General features: G+C 55.3%; 7 protein-coding genes. 1 reads left to right on the forward strand and 6 read right to left on the reverse strand.

Annotation, left to right across the window (positions count from 1 at the left end; translation table 11 throughout):
• Nucleotides 1-26 precede the first annotated feature (26 nt).
• The 6 genes from VSP_RS37040 to VSP_RS23395 form a co-directional block, all read right to left on the reverse strand.
• Nucleotides 27-3,200 (reverse strand): efflux RND transporter permease subunit, encoded by a 3,174-nt coding sequence (locus tag VSP_RS37040; protein WP_009963736.1) that lies wholly within the window; start codon nucleotides 3,198-3,200, stop codon nucleotides 27-29.
• 113 nt (nucleotides 3,201-3,313) lie between these two features.
• Nucleotides 3,314-4,003 (reverse strand): Verru_Chthon cassette protein D, encoded by a 690-nt coding sequence (vccD, locus tag VSP_RS23375; RefSeq protein ID WP_009963737.1) that lies wholly within the window; start codon nucleotides 4,001-4,003, stop codon nucleotides 3,314-3,316.
• Nucleotides 4,004-4,024: 21 nt separating this feature from the next.
• Nucleotides 4,025-5,227 (reverse strand): Verru_Chthon cassette protein C, encoded by a 1,203-nt coding sequence (gene vccC, locus VSP_RS23380; RefSeq protein ID WP_081452679.1) that lies wholly within the window; start codon nucleotides 5,225-5,227, stop codon nucleotides 4,025-4,027.
• A 3-nt stretch (nucleotides 5,228-5,230) separates the two neighbouring features.
• Nucleotides 5,231-5,704: a Verru_Chthon cassette protein B gene (vccB, locus tag VSP_RS23385; protein WP_009963740.1), complete on the reverse strand. Its 474-nt coding sequence runs from the start codon at nucleotides 5,702-5,704 to the stop codon at nucleotides 5,231-5,233.
• 35 nt (nucleotides 5,705-5,739) lie between these two features.
• Nucleotides 5,740-10,647, reverse strand: a complete 4,908-nt coding sequence (gene vccA / locus VSP_RS23390) for a Verru_Chthon cassette protein A (protein ID WP_009963741.1) — start codon at nucleotides 10,645-10,647, stop codon at nucleotides 5,740-5,742.
• A 146-nt stretch (nucleotides 10,648-10,793) separates the two neighbouring features.
• Nucleotides 10,794-19,115, reverse strand: a complete 8,322-nt coding sequence (locus VSP_RS23395; RefSeq protein ID WP_198141221.1) for a beta strand repeat-containing protein — start codon at nucleotides 19,113-19,115, stop codon at nucleotides 10,794-10,796.
• Here VSP_RS23395 and VSP_RS43175 point away from each other — a divergent pair, their 5' ends adjacent.
• Nucleotides 19,116-19,823, forward strand: coding sequence for a hypothetical protein (locus VSP_RS43175; protein ID WP_198141222.1), 708 nt, complete (start codon nucleotides 19,116-19,118; stop codon nucleotides 19,821-19,823).
• Nucleotides 19,824-20,017: the final 194 nt, after the last annotated feature.

A 20,017-nucleotide genomic window follows, 5' to 3' on the forward strand; every position in this document is an offset into this window, starting at 1 on the left:
GCGGGGCGGAAAACGCCCCGGTCCTGTCACGCTCTCACAACTGCCCCGTTGTCATCCGGAGAAGCGATGGTCGCGGCCTTGCGGGGTTGTTTCCTGAAAAGCCCCAGCAGATCATCCACCGCCAGGTAGCTCAGAGGCACCAAGTAGAGGGTAATCACCGTGGCGAAGAGGCTGCCATAGCCCATCGCTACCGACACCGGCAGAAGGAACTGATTGTGGGTGCTCTGCGGGCTGTTGTCGAAAATGAGCGGGACAAGCCCGAAGAAGGTGGTGATCTGAGTAAGCAGGATGGCGCGGAATCGTGCTGCGCCACCTTCCCGGGCGGCCATTTCGAGGTCCCCTGTCTCGTCGCGCTGGGAGTTGATTTCATCCACCAGCACCAGCGTGTCATTCACGATCACACCGGACACTGCGAGCATGCCAAAGAGACTCATCATGCTGACCGGCATGCCATGGAACAAGTGCCCCAGCACGGCCCCTACTACGCCAAAGGGGATGACCAACAAGACAATGAGTGGCTGGGTATAGGACTTGAACGGGATGGCCATCATCGCATAAAGCCCCAGTCCTACCGTGATGAGAGCCATCCAGCCCGCGGAAGCGGATTCCCGCTCAGACCTCGCCTCCCCCTCAAAACTCCAGTGCACGTGCGGATGTGCGGCCATGAGCTCGTTGAGATACTCGGAAAGCCCCGCCCGCACGACAGCCACGTCCGTGCTGGACTTGTCCACATCCGCCGTCACATTCAGCGCCCTGCGGCGGTCCACCCGGCGGATGCTCGTAAAACTCTTGTCCACCTTGATCTCGGCCACACTGGAGAATGGCAGCTCCAGCCCATCCGCAAGACGGACCCGCATGGTATCGAGCGTGGCCAGATTACGACGCTCGTTCCGTGGAGAGCGGACCATGACTTTCACTTCATTGCGTCCCCTCTGGATACGCTGCACCTCGAACCCGTAAAACGCCTGCCGCACCTGACGAGCCAGATCGTTGACCGTCACCCCAAACTGGCGGGCCTCGGGCTTGAGGCGGAGCTGGATTTCATTGCGACCGGAATCAAGGGAGTCGGCAATGTCAAAAACTCCGCGATACTGCCCCAGCTTGTCTTTGATCTGGCTGGACAGGGCGAGAAGCTCCTGGGGATTGGTGCCGGAAAGCTGGACGTCGATGGGGTCACCGCTGCGCAGAATTTCCGCCCTGAAGTTGAGCTCTTCTGCCCCGACAATCTGGCCGATGCGCCGACGCCACTCGTTGGCGATATCGGGCGTCCGGATCTTGAGACTGCGTTCTTCGGGGCCATAGCACTCCATGTTCACCTCACCCAGATGCGACACTCCGCCACTGCCTCCGGTGCTGCCGGTCAGCCGTGTGGTTCCGGTGGTGGCAAGGATGTGGCGGATGACCGGCCTGCCATCCGGCCCCACGTATTCCCGGCGGAGCTGTTCGCCAATTTCATAGATCCTCGCAATGTGGCGGTCGGTCACCTCGAAGGGCGTGCCATCGAGCATGGTGAGCCGGGCCTCGATGCGCTCGCTATCGATCCTGGGAAACTTGACGAAAAGGATGCGTCCGCCGAAGAAGAAGCCACATAGGAGCAACAGACCCCCAAAGAAGATGGCCAGCACTGTGTAGCGGTGGTCCAGGCTCCACCGAATGGAAGGCCGGTAGAGACGGGTGATGACCCACTGCAAACAGCCGTCGGTGAAGTTGTAAAACGGAGCCAGATGCTTCATCACCGGTTCCATGAAGGGATGAGCCAGGTGAGCCGGCAGAATGATCTTGGTCTCCACCAGTGCGATCAGCATGACGGTGACGAAGACGAGCGCAATGGGCTGAAACATGCGGGCCCAGTCCCCTTTCTCGAACACCATGGGCAGGAAGGCCATCACGGTGGTGAGCACCCCAAAGGTGATGGGAACGGCCATCCTTCGGGTCCCCTCAATGGCGGCCTGGAGAGGCGGCAGCCCCTGTCGCTGCAGCTTGTCCACGTGCTCGCTGATGACAATGGCGTCATCGACGACAATCCCGAGCACGAGGATGAACCCGAACAGCGTGGCGGTGTTGATGGTGATCCCTAGCCAAGGCATGAGGGCGAAGGCCCCCAGGAAGGCAACCGGAAGCCCCAACGCCACCCAGATGACCGAGTCCAGCCGCAGAAAAAGACCAATGCAAAGGAACACCAGGATCAGTGAGCTCTGGGCGTTGCCCAGCAGGAGGTCGATGCGTCCTTTGACGATTTTGGATCTGTCGTTCCAGTACTCGATGGTGACGCCATCTGGCAACTTGCTGCGGGCGGCTTCAATGTAGCCTTTGACATCATCGGCGATCTTGATCGCGTTCTGCGACCCTTCCCGCATGACATTGACGACGACGCACTTCTTGCCGTTCAAGCGGGCGATCAGCGGGTTTTCATTGAACCCATCTTCGATCATGGCGATGTCCCCAAGCGTCAGTTTGGTGCCGTCCTCCCGCGTCAACACGACCACCTTCGCATAGTCGTCACCGCTGTAGGCTCGCCCTCGCGTGCGAATGGCCACGTCGCCAGACTCGGTCTGGACCACTCCAGCCGGCAAGTCGATAGCGGCACTCTGAATGGCCCGGCTGATGGACTCCAGGGTCAGCCCGTACTTCCGTAGGGTTGCCTCGGGGATCTCCATGCTGATTTCCAAGGGCCGGATCCCGCCCAAGGAGACGTGTGAGATGCCTGGTAGAGCCCCTACTTCATCCCGCACCTGTTCCCCCAATCTGCGGAGGTCCCGATCCGCCATCTCCGCTGAGATGACCACCGTGATGACAGACATAAACCAGTCATCGAGCTGCACGACGGGCTTTTCAGCCTCCTCTGGAAACTGAGGCACCGCATCCACCCGAATCTTCACATCCTCCAGCACTTGCCGGGGATCGCTCCCCTCCTCCACCTCAATGCTGATATTCGCCCCGCTGGAACTCGCCGTGGAGTTGATATGCTTGATGCCCTGAACCTGCTGGATCGCTTCCTCGATCTTCAGTACGATCATTTCCTCCACCTCCTCCGGAGTGGAGCCCGGATAGGGCACGCTTACGGAGAGCATCCGGGACGGCACGTCCGGAAACACCTCCAACGGGATCTTCCCGGAAAACAACGTCCAAGCCCCCGCCGCCACCACCGCGAGCATGAGGAGGTTGGCAGCGACGTGATTGCGGGCAAACCAGGAGATCATCGGCCGTGAAAGGCCTTCATCAAATCACAGGAGGAGGCCGGGGGCAACAGTCTCCCTCGCGAACCAATATCTGAAGCGCTCCCAAAATGCAAGTCACCCGTTCCGGATGAGCATCAGAATCCCGGGCGGTAGGATCGTGACTTTCCAGTGAACGGATCGGTTTGGATAATGTAGAAGTTGTCCGGCAGTGCTGCTGCCGCGGTATTGGTGTCCTCTACGAGGGTAAAGAAGCTATTGGGCAACGTCTGGTACTGGAGCGCAGCAATTCCTCCAGCCGCGCTGGCGACCGCTTTACATGTTCCATCTGGGAGAAACCGCATCGCACTATAGCTCGCTCCAGTAACTCCAGAGTTGGCGTCCGAATCTGCAAATGTACCACCAACCAAAGTAGGAGACATCGAGGGAGCTGCCGAAATATAGACTCCATCAGGAAGCTTGACCGTTTCACTGATCTTTGTGATCTGTTCAGTGTTGGCACCGTCCGGGCTGCTCACTTTGAAAAACTGGTAACCTCTGAACCCTACCACTCCTGTACTGGGATCAGTGTACTGGTAAAATCTAACCTCAACAGGATAGCCCTGGCTGAACGCTGTTTGCTGAGCCTCAGACATGGCACCTAGCAGGCTTTCACCAGCTCCCGTCATTCTATTTCCCCGGAGAGCGCCAAAAATCGAGGGTCCAGCAAAGGCGAGCAGGATCGCGATGATGGTAACGACCAGCAACATCTCAATCAGCGTAAACGCTGGAGAACCTGCCTTCCGGGGGTGCCTCCCCGGCAATGAAAAGAAAGGTGACATCTTCATAGTACCCGTACCTGCAAAGTTTTAGAGGCTCCACTTTGCCTGCTTCAACGAAACCACAGTGGTAAAAACGCGGAAGTTATAATGCTTGGAGGTTAAGAAAGTCTTCAGGGTTTCCAGATCGGCTTCGTAAGAACCCGCCATGGAAAACCCTGCACCCGACGAACCGAGAAGATTGGGGGAGGTGCCACCTGCCGCACCCTCTGCCAGGATTTCAGCGGTCTGCTGATCTATGGCGACCAGCGTGAGTTTCAACGCGGGAGGCAATTGATGCTGCGTGCCTTGCGGCCCAAGTCCAGCTCCAGTATTGGCGACCGCAGTAGAATCGAACTCATAGTTGGGAGCAATCCAGGTCGGAGCCCTGTTGCCAGCATTGTTTCCTTCCACTATTGGAGAGATGATCAGGGCGATGACATTGTCGGCCACAGGCCGGGTATAACCATGCCCTGTTGCAGCGTCACCCGTGGTGGCAGTATTAGAAATGGCATCCTGGAACCATTCTTTTGAGTGGTTGACCGAAGCGGCCGTGGTGTCGCCGAAGTCAGGAACGATCGGGCGAAGGTCCGCATCATAAATTCTATTCGCTTCAGCCGGTGGAGCGTACTCCATCAGACGATAGCGGAAGCGGGGTCTGACCGTCGTCACCCCTGCCAGGATCGCTGGACGAAACGCACTGTCGTCTCCCCAACTGACAAAGTACCCACGACCACAAAGGAGGTTCACCATGTTCGCCGTGTCCGCCTGGGTCACCCCATCGGCAGTTGGATTGAAGTTGGTCACTCCCAGGGGCGCCTGAAAAAAGACCCCAAAACCAGGATAGTTGGATGCAGTGGCACCGGTGTTAAACAAGCCGTCAGTGCGTCCACAAACAAATTGCAACTCGGACTTGCGGACATAGGAAACCGCCTCCCGACGGGCTTCACCAATGATATCGCTGGTCAACTGGTTGAAGCCGTTCTGCCAGTACGCATTTAAAGTGGCCTGCCCCAAATTCCTCGACATTGTATCGAAGGCTGCCCGGGCTTCGCGAAATTGCGACACGCGCGAACTAGTCCGCACCCAGGTCTTCTGCACCATGGAGAGCACATTGGCCACCAAGGTCATCAAAATGGCCAGGATGGTCATCGACACCAGCAACTCGACCAGGGTGAAACCTGGCAGCCGCCTCCTGAAGATCCGCCTTCCTCCACTGGATGGAATAGAATGTAATTGGCACATCGTCATCATGTTCTATCTCCCCTTTGCGATGTATTGCACAAACGTCCGATAGTTACGGCTGTTGGGCTCAGAGAAATCGAAATTGCGCTGCTGAGAACTGGTCACCTTGATGGTCACCTTTTTAAGTGCGGTTTCGTCCGTCTTGGCACCAGGCATCCGGAGGTTGGTAGAAGCAACCTCGATCTTGGCGGAGAAAGTGCGACCAAGCTCATTGGCACTCTCCATCTCCACACCCTGATCGTCGTAATATTTCATTGAATCCCCAACGGTGACGAGATTCCAGGATGTCTGTTCCAAGTTCCGGATGATTTGCTCGACCAAGTGACGTTCAGAGACGATCTGACCGGTCTTTCTCGACATCTCCAACCCCTGAGGCATGAGCCCCAGGATCGTAAGAAGTCCAAGGGAAGCGATCCCCATGGCGAGCGTCACCTCGACCAAGGAGAAACCCAACCATTTTTTAGGGAGTTTGACAGAAGATTTCATGGCAGTATGTCTGAAGATTCGGGGGGGGGTCACACTTAAGGAGCAAAACGCTTCGATTCGAGCGCACGGAACTGGTAGAACGTATCCAACGGGAGCTCATTCAGAGGATCACTGGATGCAGCGTAGTCCGGAAGAGGCTTACTCGTGTCGGTCGGATCAATGAACCGTTCGATCAAAGTCGATCCACGATATTCGCTTAGGACAGCGTCTCTTTCGACATCAAACGTACCCGGTGCCGTGGAACGAGCCTTCTTAATGACTTGAGACCGCACATGAACCCGGAACGTATTGCTGCGCGTGGTGATGCGAGCGTACAGGTTCGAATAGGGACCCTCGCGAACATTTTCGCCAGTGGCAGCATGCGATTGCCAGAAGGCCTGCATCAAGGTCTTGCGCTGGGATTCCGAAGTCGCTCCCGTGAAGTAACCAGCAGCAAGGGGATCGTTTGCCGCAAGCCCCGTCTTGGGAATGAGGAACACTTCGCAAATCTGGCTGGCAGCGCGGAAGAGCCCCTTCTGGTTGGTGGCAGCCGATTGTCCTTTGAAACGCTCCTGGAATTGGAGAAGCGTCTTCTCCACATCAATGGGGCGGTGCCAGTATTTGCCGTCGGAGTCTGCCCAGTAGATGTCCCCAGCCGTATTGGTGAAGTTGCTGGTCTTGAAGCCCTTGGCCAGATAGTTGTTATTAATTTCCGTATTCGGGATTGCCGTGAGGAACTCGCCCTTCATCAGAGCATGCAATCCGGTGGCACGTTTGATGTGGGTAAACGGAAGAATCTGGTAGTTCAAATTGATCCTGCCAGCCTGAGAGAGCGGTTCACTGATGGCATACGGCTCCACCACTGGCATGAAGAACAGATCAAGCAGGTAATGGTCCCGTGGATTGCGTGCCCCAGGATGGATGTCTTTGGCTGTGGTGACGTTCTTCACGTAGGGGCGGAACAGCAGCGTCTGCCACGGATGGGGCACCGCTGGATCAAGCCCCTTGCTTCCAGGCACCGTCATTCCGGGCCACACCGCTGTCGGCAGAGAGCCAAACATGACGGGGGACGAGATCATCCGGTTTGGCGTCATGAAGATTCCCGTACGCCAGTCATCGGTCTGGCGCCAGGATTCGTAAAAGTAGCCCGAACGGTAGAATTTTGTGATGTTGTTGCGATTAAAACTCCCGGCGAAATAGTTACCTTCATCAGGTTTGTTGATGTACGCGCCTTCACGGGCGTTGCCTATTCCAGCATCAAAATCAGCAAAGCTGTTGGCAACCGTTGCCGAAGCCGCCGAGCCGGGAATGTCCGGCTGCATGCCATCAGCATAGTTGATGCCGGCCACTAGTTGTAGAGCAAGCGACCTAGTGTTGTAGGTTGGAGTCCCATCAGTCGCTAATGGCTGCGGATTCGCAGGATCCTTGGCCACTTTATAACCCGCCTCATAAGTGCCATGGAAACTCGTGAAATTGTGAGCAACCCTAAGGTCAGTGCGATCCCACATGGGGTGTGGCTGCCAGAGATTCATGGTGGGTTCTTTCCGTGCCGCCACGATTCGATAGTCCCCATCGGCAGGAATCATGGTCCTCTGAACGTCCGAGTTATTGTATGGCGCCGGAGGGGCAAGTCCCAAGCCCGTTGAATAAGAATTCGCAGGGGGAGAACTGACATCGCCATTCGTATCCAATCGGCCACGAACGATCTGATGTTGGGCTGACTTCAAATAGTCATTGGTCTGAAGGGACGGTGTCTGCGCGTTTTCCCAGAAGGGGCCGTTCGGATACTCTTCTGATGGCTTGAGTCTCTGATAGCGATCCACCACGCCCGCATAGTTGAAAGCCCACCAATGGGGGCCCTGTTGGGCACGTGAATAGACCCACCGCCCACTTCCATCCTGGGACAATTTATAAAAGAGGTTTTGAGATTGGCCTCCATCTGCACACGCCAGATCGGGAACAGGAGTGGTCAGCGGCGCATTGGGAAATCCGATTTTGATCTTTTGGATCGCTGACTTTTGTGGATTTTGAAGGTCATGCGTATTCCAAACTTCGACAACAAGCGGGGTAACGTTGGGATCAGGGAATGTGATCGTAAGTGGCGTATTACGCTTCACCGTGATGAAGTCGCTCACAAAGTTCATGTTCGAAAGATTGGTGTGGTAGCGGGAAACGCTATCCGGATCCGAGGAAAAATCAGGGTCGCTTGGCATTTGCGTTCCCGCAGCCGTGATGGCTCTGATCCTCCGTCCACCCGAAATCACCCGCGGCGGGGCATGCCCCCCAACAGAGTAGGTGTTGTCCTGCTCGTAAATGTTCCCGTTCGACTTCAGCGAAAAGTTTGACGTGTTCTGGAACAGGGATTGACCGTTGATCTTGATGCCGCGAATGAAAGCAGAGTCAATCACGAAGGTGAACTCCGGGTAGAACTTCGTCCAACCCAATGCTGGACAGAAGGCCTCTAATGTCAACATTGCCTGAATCCGTTTTTCATCCGTTGCCAATGGAGTATTGGGAGCCAGCGAGAGGTTCCAAAATTCAGGGCGGAAACCTGGGTGCCGAATAGGATGGAAGTCGGTACTGGCTGGATTCACCCCATACTTGGCAAAGATTGTTCCAAACGGAGGCGCACCTCGCAGGGGAGGAAAGTTGGAATACCACCGCAACTGATTGCTATAAGTGCCAGCGTTGTTGGGAACATTCAATTCATTGTACCCGTTGGACCGCAATCCGATGTGAGTGTTCTGGGCATTGGGCATGACGCCATCTTCGATTTTCATGGCCGACTTGCCACCGCTGATGACCCCGTTGTAGTTCACCGAGAAATCATCATTTTCACCGTCAGCAGTGCAGATGATATGAAGCCCAGCTTCAGAAAGCGTGAACATGCGGCCCATACCCATGTACTCCTTGCCACCTTTAACCCAAACCGCAGGAGCAACTTGCCCGTGCCCAGGCAATACAGAAGTGTCATCTGATCGGGTTTGATTTCCTCCTGAAACAGCCGCCGGTTGAACGCGAGTTTCGGTGTAAGTATTGTACCCTCCAGCAGCATTTCCTAAAGCAGCCCGCCTAGCAGTATCAGCAACCGTATACAAAGCTTCGCCAGTGAGAACACTCCCGTTCACAACGGCAGCCATACCATCATTGGAACGCGCCAAAATGCCATCGTACAAATTGGTCATCCGCACATAGTCGAAGAACTGAATTGCCAACTGACGAACGTTGTCGACGCCGTATTTGGCGACAAAGTTTCCCATCGTGCTGTTAGTCTCACTCGTTCTCGGATAGCTAAGGGAGGTCATTTGTTTCTCAAGATAGTTGAGAAGTTCAGTGTTCCTAGCTAGTCCAGTAGACGACGGCAGGCCAGCTACGCTGCCTTTTACATCGTAGTACTGGTGGGATGAGTTTGCCCTTCGGAAGAAGTAGCTGTTGGCAACTGACGTCCCAGATTGGGCATTGCGAAGCGTTGCACAGAGAGCGATCAGATTGTCAAAGTTTGTACGACGCTCTTTGCCCCTTGACTCATCTGCGATTGGCCACACTGCAATACGAGGGAGGCCATGAATGCTGAATTCCGGTGCACGACTTTGCGCGGTAAGGAAGAATCGGGAACGCTCAAGGGTTTCGCGATCAAAGATCTTTTTCCCCCCGGTGCCAGGAAGAGTTAATTCACTGGCGGGACGTTGTTTGGTAACGGAATTGTAGCCCTCGCGAAACAGCATTTCATCGACGCTGGCATACAAGCGTTCAGAACCTGTACCGGCGATGTCAATGGGAGTGGCGACGATGTTTGCAGGATCGAAGTCATCCTTCACGTACGACTTCGTCCCCCCCATCGATCCCCCAGCGCTGATCTTGGGAGCCAACCCGTAAATCTGTTCCTTGATGGATACGACATCATTGATGTTCATTCCATCAAGATTGACCGTTCCACCAGAGGCGGTCGGAATCGGATCCAATAGATAGCCTGGAGCCAAGACGGCACTCAATGCGACCGTGGCCGGGTGCCCAGGATACCGCTGGTACTCGCCAGCAAGCGCGGGATAGTGAGCCCATTTCCTGTTGCGCTCGTGATAGTAGTAAATGGGACCGGTGAAGGTAGGCTCCGATGCGGTGTTAACGTTGATCTTGCTGGACTCGTCATCCGTCCAGAAAGCAATTCGACCTACGATGGGATTGTCCGCTGTAGGGTTGTTGTTTGCAATGGCCGGCACGAAATTGTTGGAGGCATCGAGCGTGCCAAAGCTGCCGTCTTGAAGCATGTAAATCCACTCAACGGGCATCGGTAGGCGCATGAGGTCAGGATCCGTGCCACCGGGCATTACCACACCATTGATCGTGCCAGCCCCAGACGCGGTCAGCGGGCCATTCGAGTAAGAAAACCCCTCCACTTCTGTCGTGGGACGAGCCCCAGCCGCCCCCATGTAATTGTGAGCCGCACGGGGATCAATGATTGGGAAATAGATGGATGGCCGCCCTCCCGGAGTTGCCGCCAAAGGAGCGCGCACCACTGGGGCATTCATGTCCACATATCGTGCCGCATTGGCGGCACTGTCCCACGCAGCGGGTGGCAACGCATTGTTTGCCACTGCTGTTTCGTCGGTGTCCGAGGAGGTTTCCACCATTCTCGAGCTGGAGTACAATTTCAACAACTTGGAGAAAGCTCCCGTTGCACTGTACACACGAACCGCTCCTGGCTGAGTTGCATGAGTGGTCCGGGCCGATCCCGTGGCGGTGTTCTGCCCATTCTGGATTTGGGCCTGCACAATGGCGACCGCAGCGTCAGAAAGCTGCTTGGCCGACTGGGCCGAGTTGTATTTTTGAGTGGATCTAAACTCCGTTTCCGACGTCGAAAACATCGCCAACATCAGGATGGTGATGAGCGCCAACACCCCCAAGACGGTGATCAACGCCACGCCTTTCCGGCGGTGTTTTAGAGCGGCGAATAGTCCGATTTTCATAAATCCTAGCGTGTGAAATTTTCTGCGCAACGCGCGCTATTTAATCAATGACGCAAATAGTCGTCAATCAAATTACCATGTAATCACTACGTATTTTCTTTGCCATGAGGGAGAAATTCCCCCCTTGGACACGGCTCGGTGATTTCTTACTTGCGGCGTCTACGCAGGACGGTGAGACCGAACGCCATGGCGATCAGAGCGAGACGGCCGGGTTCCGGAATTGCCACCACACTGATGGTGCCATTGGTGTAGAGGCTGGAGAAGTCCCACTGTAGATTAAGGGAAGAGAGATCAGGCACACCCGCAAAGTTCCCTTGGGTTGCAAGAATATTGCTGAAGGTGCCACTTGCCATTGTGGTCCAGTCGATCAAGTCCCAAGTCCGACCGGCCGTATAGTTGCTGGCATTCACAGCGAACGTGCTATTCACCTGCAAGACCGATGTCGGAGTATTCAGAACGGTGTTCAACGAACCTGTGAGGACCAGACGGTCGTTTGCCGTCGTTGGGTTCAGCCCGCCTTGGGTGGTGAACAGATCGAATTGAATTGTGCCTGCAAGGGTAATAACGCCAGTGCCACTCGTCGTAATATGGAAGTCCTCGGCCGCAAGCGCCCCAGCGTTGCCAATAGTGAGCGTGGAGCCCGAATTGAGCGTCACGGAGTTGTTGAGGCCGGCAACAATTGCCCCCCCCCCTCCCAAGAAGGTGCCGCTGGCAAACGTCACGGATCCGGTACCCGTGCCGGAACCGGTGGCATTGTTTACCAACAATCTGCCGGCACTCACGCTAGTAGTGCCCTGGTAGGTGTTGGCCCCAGTCAGTTCCAAGGTGCCCGCTCCTTGCTTGGTGAGAGCAAATGCCCCCTGCACCGTGTTGGCAAACTTCAGAGCCGCGCTGGTTACGACGTTGACCGTGGTGTCTGAGGTCATGGTGACGGCACCATTCCAAGTGTTGCTGCCACCCGTGACTTTCACCGCGCCACCAGCAGACACACCGGTGCCACCCACGCTCAGGTTTTCATTTCCAACCGTAACAGCACCGCTGGTCCCATCGATCTCCAATGTGGCTCCAGAAGCGATCGTGGTCCCTGTTCCCGCGGTTCCATCGGCAGCCCCCAAGGCATTGCTGTTGGTGATACGAAGAGTGCCAACGTCCACGCTAGTGGAGCCGTGAAAGGTGTTGTTCCCGCTCAGGGTCGCCACACCGGCCCCCTTCTTGCTCAGAGACAAGATGTCCGCATTGACACCAACCCCGGTTGCTTCACTGAAGATGCCGCTGAACAGGACTCCCTGCCCACTGGTCACCGCGTCTGCAGATGACAGCGCGAGTGTCTTGAGTTCCGCCACACCTGTAGCACCGTCCTGGAGCACGACGTTTCCACTGAAGGAGACGTTGTCCGCCACACCGCTTCCGACCAGGTCAGTCTCGGTGCCAAGCACCATGCTGCCGGCACCGTTAGCATTGATATCAATGGCATTTGAGATCGATACGCCTGAAGCATTGGCCAACAGTTTGACCGTGGGGTTCAGGCCGTCTTCCTTCCAGTACAATGGATCAGTGGCACCGTTGGGAGTGGCAACATTGGGAGCTGCCATGAAGTACGTCTTCCCTATATTGCTCACCCCCGCAGTAACGGCGACCTGCGTACCATAGTTCATCTCGCCTGCCGCATCGAACTCCGATACGCGAGCGATGTTCATGCTGCCATCCGCATTGATTTGGACGACACGATAAATGCCGTTCCTCTCCGGATACTCCACCTCGTCTTTCACCACAATCCAGACTCCGATATCCGCATTGGTGAATTGATGCCCGTCAATGGTTGCGCTGATGTCGTAGAACGCCCCGTTGCCCGCCCCCACACTGGCCGGAGTGTCAGTAGTGCCAGAGCCATCCGCCGTCGCAAGAAACGCTCCACCGTAGGCACTGAGATTGTCAGCGTTGATTTTGTAGTTGTTTTCCACTCCCAGAACAGAGCGCCCGGCAGTAGCATAGACAGCAACTCCTGGAGTCAGACGCTTGGTCGCATCCCCTAGCTCCACAGTGACGGTGCCCAGCGATTGACTGTTATCCACCAGCAGGGTCGCATCGCGGATCGTCATCCCGCCATTGACCGCCGCAGTGTTTCCGCTGGCACCCGAGTTGAAATTAAAACCTGCATTGGCCCCCGTCAACCGCACGACCCCCCCACCAACCAAGGTCGATCTTCCACCATTGGATGCGGCAGAGATGAGAGACGAGTATCTCGCAGTGGTGCCCGCATCGACCGAAAGAAAGGCATTCCGATTCAAGGTCACTGGCCCCGAAATCTGGGTGTTGGCTGTAGTATGAATCGTAGAGATCCCTTCATAGTTCCCAGTCGCCGGCGTCACTTCTGACTTCCCGATAGTAATGGAGTTCGCCAGCGAAGATCCATTGAACCGCAACTCCAATGCATCTACAGCGCGACTGTCGTTGGTCCCCCCTACAAGTACTGCCCCGCTGCCAAACGAATCATTCTGCACGCCGATGAGCAAGCCTTGAGCGAGTTGAGTGCCCGCGGAATACGAGTTTGACGCTTCCAACTCCAACCCACCAAAGCCGGATTTCACCAGAGCACCAAACTCTTTGCCAGAGATGACGCCACTGATTCGTCCATCAACCTCAGCAGATCCGTCGTCCGCACGCACCATGCGATCTTTAAAGCCAAGCTCAATGTTGTTTCTGAAAATCAACGTTCCCGTGGAGTCGTGAGCACCAAAAATGAGCGACGTGTTGTCCAGAACAAACCCACCTTTACCCCAGACTAGAGTCGAGGGTGAGGCTAGCCCTCCCAAATTGACGGTTTGATCCCCGCCATACGCGGCAAACCCGCCACTGCCCACCCAGTCAACCTGGTTGTTTCCGGTCCCAACGCTCCACTCAAAAAGGGGATAGTTGGAACTCAAGCCCAAAACACCGCCGTGAAACTGGACATGGCTCGTCGTCGGAAGGGCACTAGCATGATCCAATCTCAGAACACCTCCGTGCAGATACGTCCACCCTGAATAGGTGTTCGCTCTCGACACGGACGTGGTCCCATTGCCAGTATGAACTAGGTTGACGCTTTTACCTCCCACGAAATAGTCGACAATCGCAACGTCAATCTCAAGAGCTCTCAGTGGATTCCAATTGTGAATCAAGAGATCGGTGGTGTCGTCTTGGGAATTGCCCAAGGCACTCGTCAGTTCTCCATCACCGGTGATTTTCTTCAGCGTGTTCCCGGAGTGAGTCGCTTGCAGGATGGCACCCTGCCGTAAAATAAGACCGGCACCCGCATCAATCTGAATAACGCTGTCAAGATCCTGGTTGTTGAAGAATCGAAGGGTGTCAATAGGAGTATCGAGGGTCGTTATCGCCCCAAAGAAACCTTCACTTGCCGATTCACCATCACTAAAGTGCATAGTCTCTGTTCTAAGTCTAAGAGACCAATTGCTCACATTCGGCGAGTCGTTGATATGGCCATCGAAATCTTCGACTGAGTTGTTGGCGGCACCATTGGCGTTCACAAACGCAAAAAAGTTGATCCCGGCGTCCTGATTTTCGTTGGGATCGTAGTAGAGAGCCCGCGGAAGCAGTACCTGTTGGTCCACCCCGGTAATCCCATTCAGGATGATTCGAGGGAAGCCCCCACCCTGGTTATCCTCCACGAAGCGGATGCTGCTTCCTCGCTGCCATACGACCTCAACTGGGTTAGATTCTCTTTGAAGCACCAACTGCGCAGTTTGATTTGTTGTCGAACGCACAACCAGTGTTGACGCCCCTGTCCCCACAGTGAACTGCCCCTGGAGGAACTGGGAGCGAGTGGCATCTGTCCCGCCGCCCAACACTTCCAACGTCCCCCCCATCATGGTCAATTTGCCATCTTCTGAGTGCGCGAATTTGTTGTCCGTGTTGCCAGTAACCCAGCGAACAGTTCCATCCGCAATCTGCCACTCGGTGATTCCATAACCGGTGTTGCGCGTGCCGCTAAGCTGGAGGATGCCTGCCCCCACCTTTTTCACAATATAGTCAGCCTCGGTACCGCCGGTGGCATACTGACCATTCAAGACCAAAGTGGTGTTCTCATTACCAATGTCCCAGACAGCGAGGTTGTTTACCGTATAGCCGCGACCACTGGTGCTCACCCCACCGGCACCGTTCAGTTGAAGCGTGCCACCATTGAAAACCAAACGGTCGATGGCATTTGAGGCGGAGCCGACGCCACTGGCGACATTCACGTCGCCAAATGATCTGATGCCTGTAACTCCCTCGTTGATCAAGGTGACCCCTGTGTAGTTGTTCTGACCATACAAGAGCAATTCCCCAGGCCCAAGCTTGTCAATGCCGACCCCGCCCGTAAGAACTGAAGAGATGATCAACGGGGCATCAGGGTTGTTCTGGTAGATGAGGAAGTCGGCTGCACTGGTCGTCAAACTCCCTCCGCTAATCACCGCTGCACTATTGCCCATATTGGACGTAACAAGAATGCCGCCTCCACTGGATAGGTTTGAAGCACCAGAGAGGATGATGGTCATCATGTCATCCCCACCGTCAGGAGTATTGAAGCGGAGGGTGTACGCCGAGGCGTTCACGGCCTGCGTGTTATCCTTCTGCACGTCCATGTTGCCTGTGGCCACCCAAGCATTCACGTCGTCGTTGATCGTGTAGCCTGTGTAGCGGACGATCAGGAGGTCGTTGGTTCCTGTCCCACCCGGGGTGTCATACTGTGTGGTGCTCTTTGTGGCCCAGTCGGTGCCGGAGATCAACGCCCAAGGCCCAAGAATCCCATTGGTGAGTCCGTTGTCAGTGCTTGCAATGCCCTCGTCGCTGAAATCAATCGTCGCCCCAGAGTTTCGCGTAATAGTGTTCAACCGAATGATCGCATTGTTGACCCCAGTGGTATCGCGGATGATTTTGTTCTCACCTGCATTCAGGGTAAGACTCTTGACGATTTCCACGTTGTCGCTACCGCGCTCCCCGCTGAGGATCAAAGCACCCCCGAAACGACTTCCCCCGAGCACCAATGCTGCCGTATTAGAGAGTTTACTTCCGTCCACACCTGTCCCGTAAGCCCCCCCGTAGTTCAGCACCAAGGTGCCGGAGACGACTGTATAGACTGCAGCATCATTCGAAGGTCCAAGCGAATCCCTGTAAGTAGTGAGCCCGCCACTGAGGATCACCATCCCATCACCGTATTGCGTGAGGCTCCCGGCACCGCCCAATGTTCCCTTCAGGTTCAGAACACCACCAGCGGCAACGAACAGGTTGGAATTCGCCCCTACCGCGACACTACCCGCCCAAGAACTATTCCCCCTCGCCGCCAGCGTTCCGCCATTGAGATTCAGTTCCTGGACGCGATTGTACTGCACATCGCGCAACTCCACCGTGGCATTGATCCAGTTTGGAGCGCTCTGACCGCCCGTGCCGCCGCTCACAATCACCTTCCCAAAGCCGAATGCGCCATCCATCATCGCCACCAAGGAACCGGAAAGCACCTCCGTAATACCCGTGTAGGTGTTTGCCTGATTGGTCCCTGTAAAGACAGGGTCGCCCAAAATCCAGTTACCTGTCCCAATTTTTCTGAGGGATGTCGCACCACCTGTACCATCCCCAAGAATCAAGTTGAAGATGTTGTCACCACGGTTGCTGCCCCCAAGAGTAAGCGAGCGGGCTCCAGAACCTTCAAATGCGATGGTATTATTCGCAGTCGCATTGCCACGCCCCATCTGGAAGATTGAACCTCGTCCGATCCCGTCTGCAATCAAGGCACCCGCGTCAGCACCAACACCAAGAGTAAAAGTACGGTTCGTCCCACCAAATTGCCCTTGCGCGGCATTGCCAATATAGCGCAACGCACCTCCTGCCAGTACAAGGTCCGCGGGATTGACCGGGCTGAGCACCAACGTACTTCCGGCCCCAAGGCTGCTGGCGCTTCCAGCGTTAGCCAACCGAACGACGTTTATCGTGCCACCCTCGATTCTTGTCGGCCCGGTGTACGTGCTATCGATCGCGGTCAATGTTAAGTTACCGGATCCCTGCTTGATCAACCCAAAGGTCCCTGTACTGCCGGTATTTTTGAGAATCCTCCCGGAATAAGTGGTAAAAGATGCCTGATTGACCGTAAGGCTGCTCGGAGCGGCTGAGGCGGCACCGCCGGTGATTGTCGTAGATATCGAGCCCGATGTCAGACTTGAGATCGTCAAATTGTAGCCATTGGTATCCAACCTCGCCCCCCCGGTCATTGTCAGATCGAAACCTTTGGACGGAACCGCAGTTGTGAGCGCTGTACTGGACTGCAGCGTGGTGATGCCAGAATCCAGCGTCATTGTTCCCGAGAAGGTGTTGGTGCCACCAATATCAAGATTCCCACCCTGGACTAGAATGTTGCCGGTAATATTGTTGGTTCCTTGAACAATCAGATTGCGGGTAAACATGCGAATCCCCCCAATCGTTCCCGTACCAACGGTGTTATTGAGGGTCATGGTGCCGGTCGCGCTCGCGGTGCCGAAGCTCTCCACCCCTCCAGCCAAGTTCAGCGTCCCAGTCAGCACCACATTTCCACCCCAGCTGCCTACGGAACCGTCAAACAACAACCGTCCTCCATTTTGTGAGGTTACACCCGTGGTGATGTTCATCGTCGTTCCATCCCTTGCCGCCATTGCCCCGTCACCCGCACCTAGAATAATGCTGCGTCCTGCGTCATCAATTGTCAGGCTCGTGAGTCCTGAGTTTACCAAGTTCGAGTGTCCTCGAAGGGTGCCGCCATTCAAAATCACTGAAGAAGACCCGGAAACCACCCCTAGGCCCCTCTCATCCACAATGGTAACAATGCCTTCGTTTACGATGGTATCACCGGTAAATGTATTGAGGCCTCCAAGAACCACAGCGCCACTTCCGCCTTTGATGAAAGACATGCGGGCAGTTGTATTTCCAATGACCGCATTTATCGTTGTGGTGATTCCACTAGAGCTGTAATAAAACAACTCGTTGGTCGCCGACGTCAGGCCAATAGCACCGGTTCCGTTGATCGTGGAGTTCCGGTTTGCAAGGATGCCTCCCGAGTTGAGCGTCAATTTAAACGTGCCCATGTTCAACGTAGAGTCGTTGGTAACAAATTTGAGCGAGTTGATGGTCACGTTACCCGTGGGTGCTCCTTGGCTCGACGAGATTGCTACGTTGCCGTTATTGGTGGTCGTATTCCATGCAGAGATTGCGCCCGTGTTGTAGCTTGTGTAAGCAACTACCCCGTTCGCCGTGTACTCGGCCCAATCCGTGGGCGAACCCGCAGTCCCGACGGTTGCCCACCCACCCATAATTCCGCTAACATTGGCAACTCCTGCTGTGAACATGACTTTATTGGCCGCAGTCCCCAACCCTGTGCCAATAAAGCTCACCATCCCACCAGCATTACGAGCGAAGTTACCGAAGGTAAGAGTGCTGGTGGTTGCCGTGTTGTTCGTTTCAATCAGGTTCAACCCACCCTGAAGGGTAAGGGTTCCAAATGTCTGCGACACGGTGCTGCCACCTGCTTGGGCCAGGAAAGCAACTTTTCCGCCGTTCATGTTCACAGCCGGGGCGGAGGTTCCAGTGACCCTGTTTACAGCACCCGCTTGGGCCAGGATGCGCAGCTCACCCACGTTGTCGGAAATATTGATCGCGCCTCCAGTGAGATTCAGCGTGCCGTTCTGAACAACGAACAGCCCTCCTTCTAGATCAAGGTTCCCACTGGTGATGGTTGCCGCACCGTTGGCGGTGATCGAGGGGGTAACCGATGTTCCATTAACCCCGCTGCCAAAATTGTAGCCGGTGATCTTCACCCCCCCTGCCACGCTCATCGTGCTGCTCCATGTGACTTGGGTCGCGTTCGATTGAACGGAAAGCAACCCGTCCACATTGAATCCACCGGCACTGACCACAGTCGCGCGGTTGAAGATGGTTCGGCCGCCGAAAATGTTGACTCCAGATCCGCCAAAAGTAACGGCACCACCACCGGAGCCAACCGAGTCAATACGGAGCACACCGTTGCCATAGCGGGTGAAACCGCCACTCCCTAGAATTTGTTTATTGAAGGTCTGGTCCAGACCGTTGTTCACCACACGAATGCCCAACGTACCGTCATTCTGAACCGAGGTTCCTGAACTGTTAAACCCGGAGTTAAAGCCGCCATTTGTCGTACCGGTACTTGTGGTTTCAAAAATCAAGGTTGCCCCTGAGCCGATTGTAGTGGAGCCAGTGTATTGAATACGATCACCGGACAAGGTTTGCGTTCCGGCACCGGTCACGGCGACATTCATCACCCCAGAGCCGCCCGCGTTGTTCCTCAAATAGGCTGCATAATAGAAATTATCCCCTGCTAGGGTCGCCATCGTCAGGGTGGAGTTCCCAGTCCCCGTCTGGGTGTTGGTAACCTGAATGACCCCTTCACGGGTGTAGTCCACGATGCCTCGCACCGTTTCATTGAAGCCCATCATTTGGAAGTAGGCGTTGTTGCCAGATACCGAGTCAAACGAGATGATGGAGTTGTTGTTGATCTGGTTGCTGGCACCGAGATAGACCAAGGCGCGCCCGTTACCCCCCATGTTGGCGTTTCCGATCTGGAGATTGCCCTTGATTGCATCAACACCATCCGTCTTTTGCAGGACCAAGGTCGGGGTGCCGCTGTCGTCCACCCCACGACCGTAAACCGTTGTCAGACCATCATAGGTATTCGCGGTCGATCCTGTGAAGGTCACGCCGCTGTAGCCCATAATGTTCACTTTGTAGCCATTGCCAGTGATGGCCCCGCTAATATTCAAACGAACACCATTCGTCCCCACATTGGTGTTGATGTTGAGATTGCTGGCCAGCGTGATTGGTGCGCTGATGACATCGGTCTGGGTGCCATTGGTTTTGCTCAACAATGCGTAGCCATACGCGCTGTTGTCGAATACCAAACTTCCTCCGCTGCCAGCGGCGACGGTGAAGACGTGCGACGAAGTAGGGTCCCCAATGAAGAGCATTCCAACCGTCCGCGCACCGTCCAAATTGACGGTCGTGGCGGCGGTGATGTTGGAGGTGATGTTGGCAATCACCCCGGCTGCATTGGGCACGGTGGCTGGATTCCAGTTTACTGTGGAATTCCAGGTAGGAGTCCCGGTGATGGGAACAAAATCATAAACCGCCTGAGCCTGAAGTCGTGAGACTCCCTGACACGCCAAGAGGGTTCCGAATGCTAGAAGTTGGAGGAAAAAGCGGGTGAAGTGAAGGGGGGGCTTCATTGTAAATACTTCGTGAACTCCCTCTTATCTCAGGTTGAGCCTACCCTGACAAGAAAAATGCTTCGGCTTTTTGCGGCTAATTGCTTAGTCAACCTGAAGAACCTGATACTGCCAGG

The sequence above is a fragment of the Verrucomicrobium spinosum DSM 4136 = JCM 18804 genome (assembly GCF_000172155.1).
GTDB classification, from domain to species: Bacteria; Verrucomicrobiota; Verrucomicrobiia; order Verrucomicrobiales; family Verrucomicrobiaceae; genus Verrucomicrobium; species Verrucomicrobium spinosum.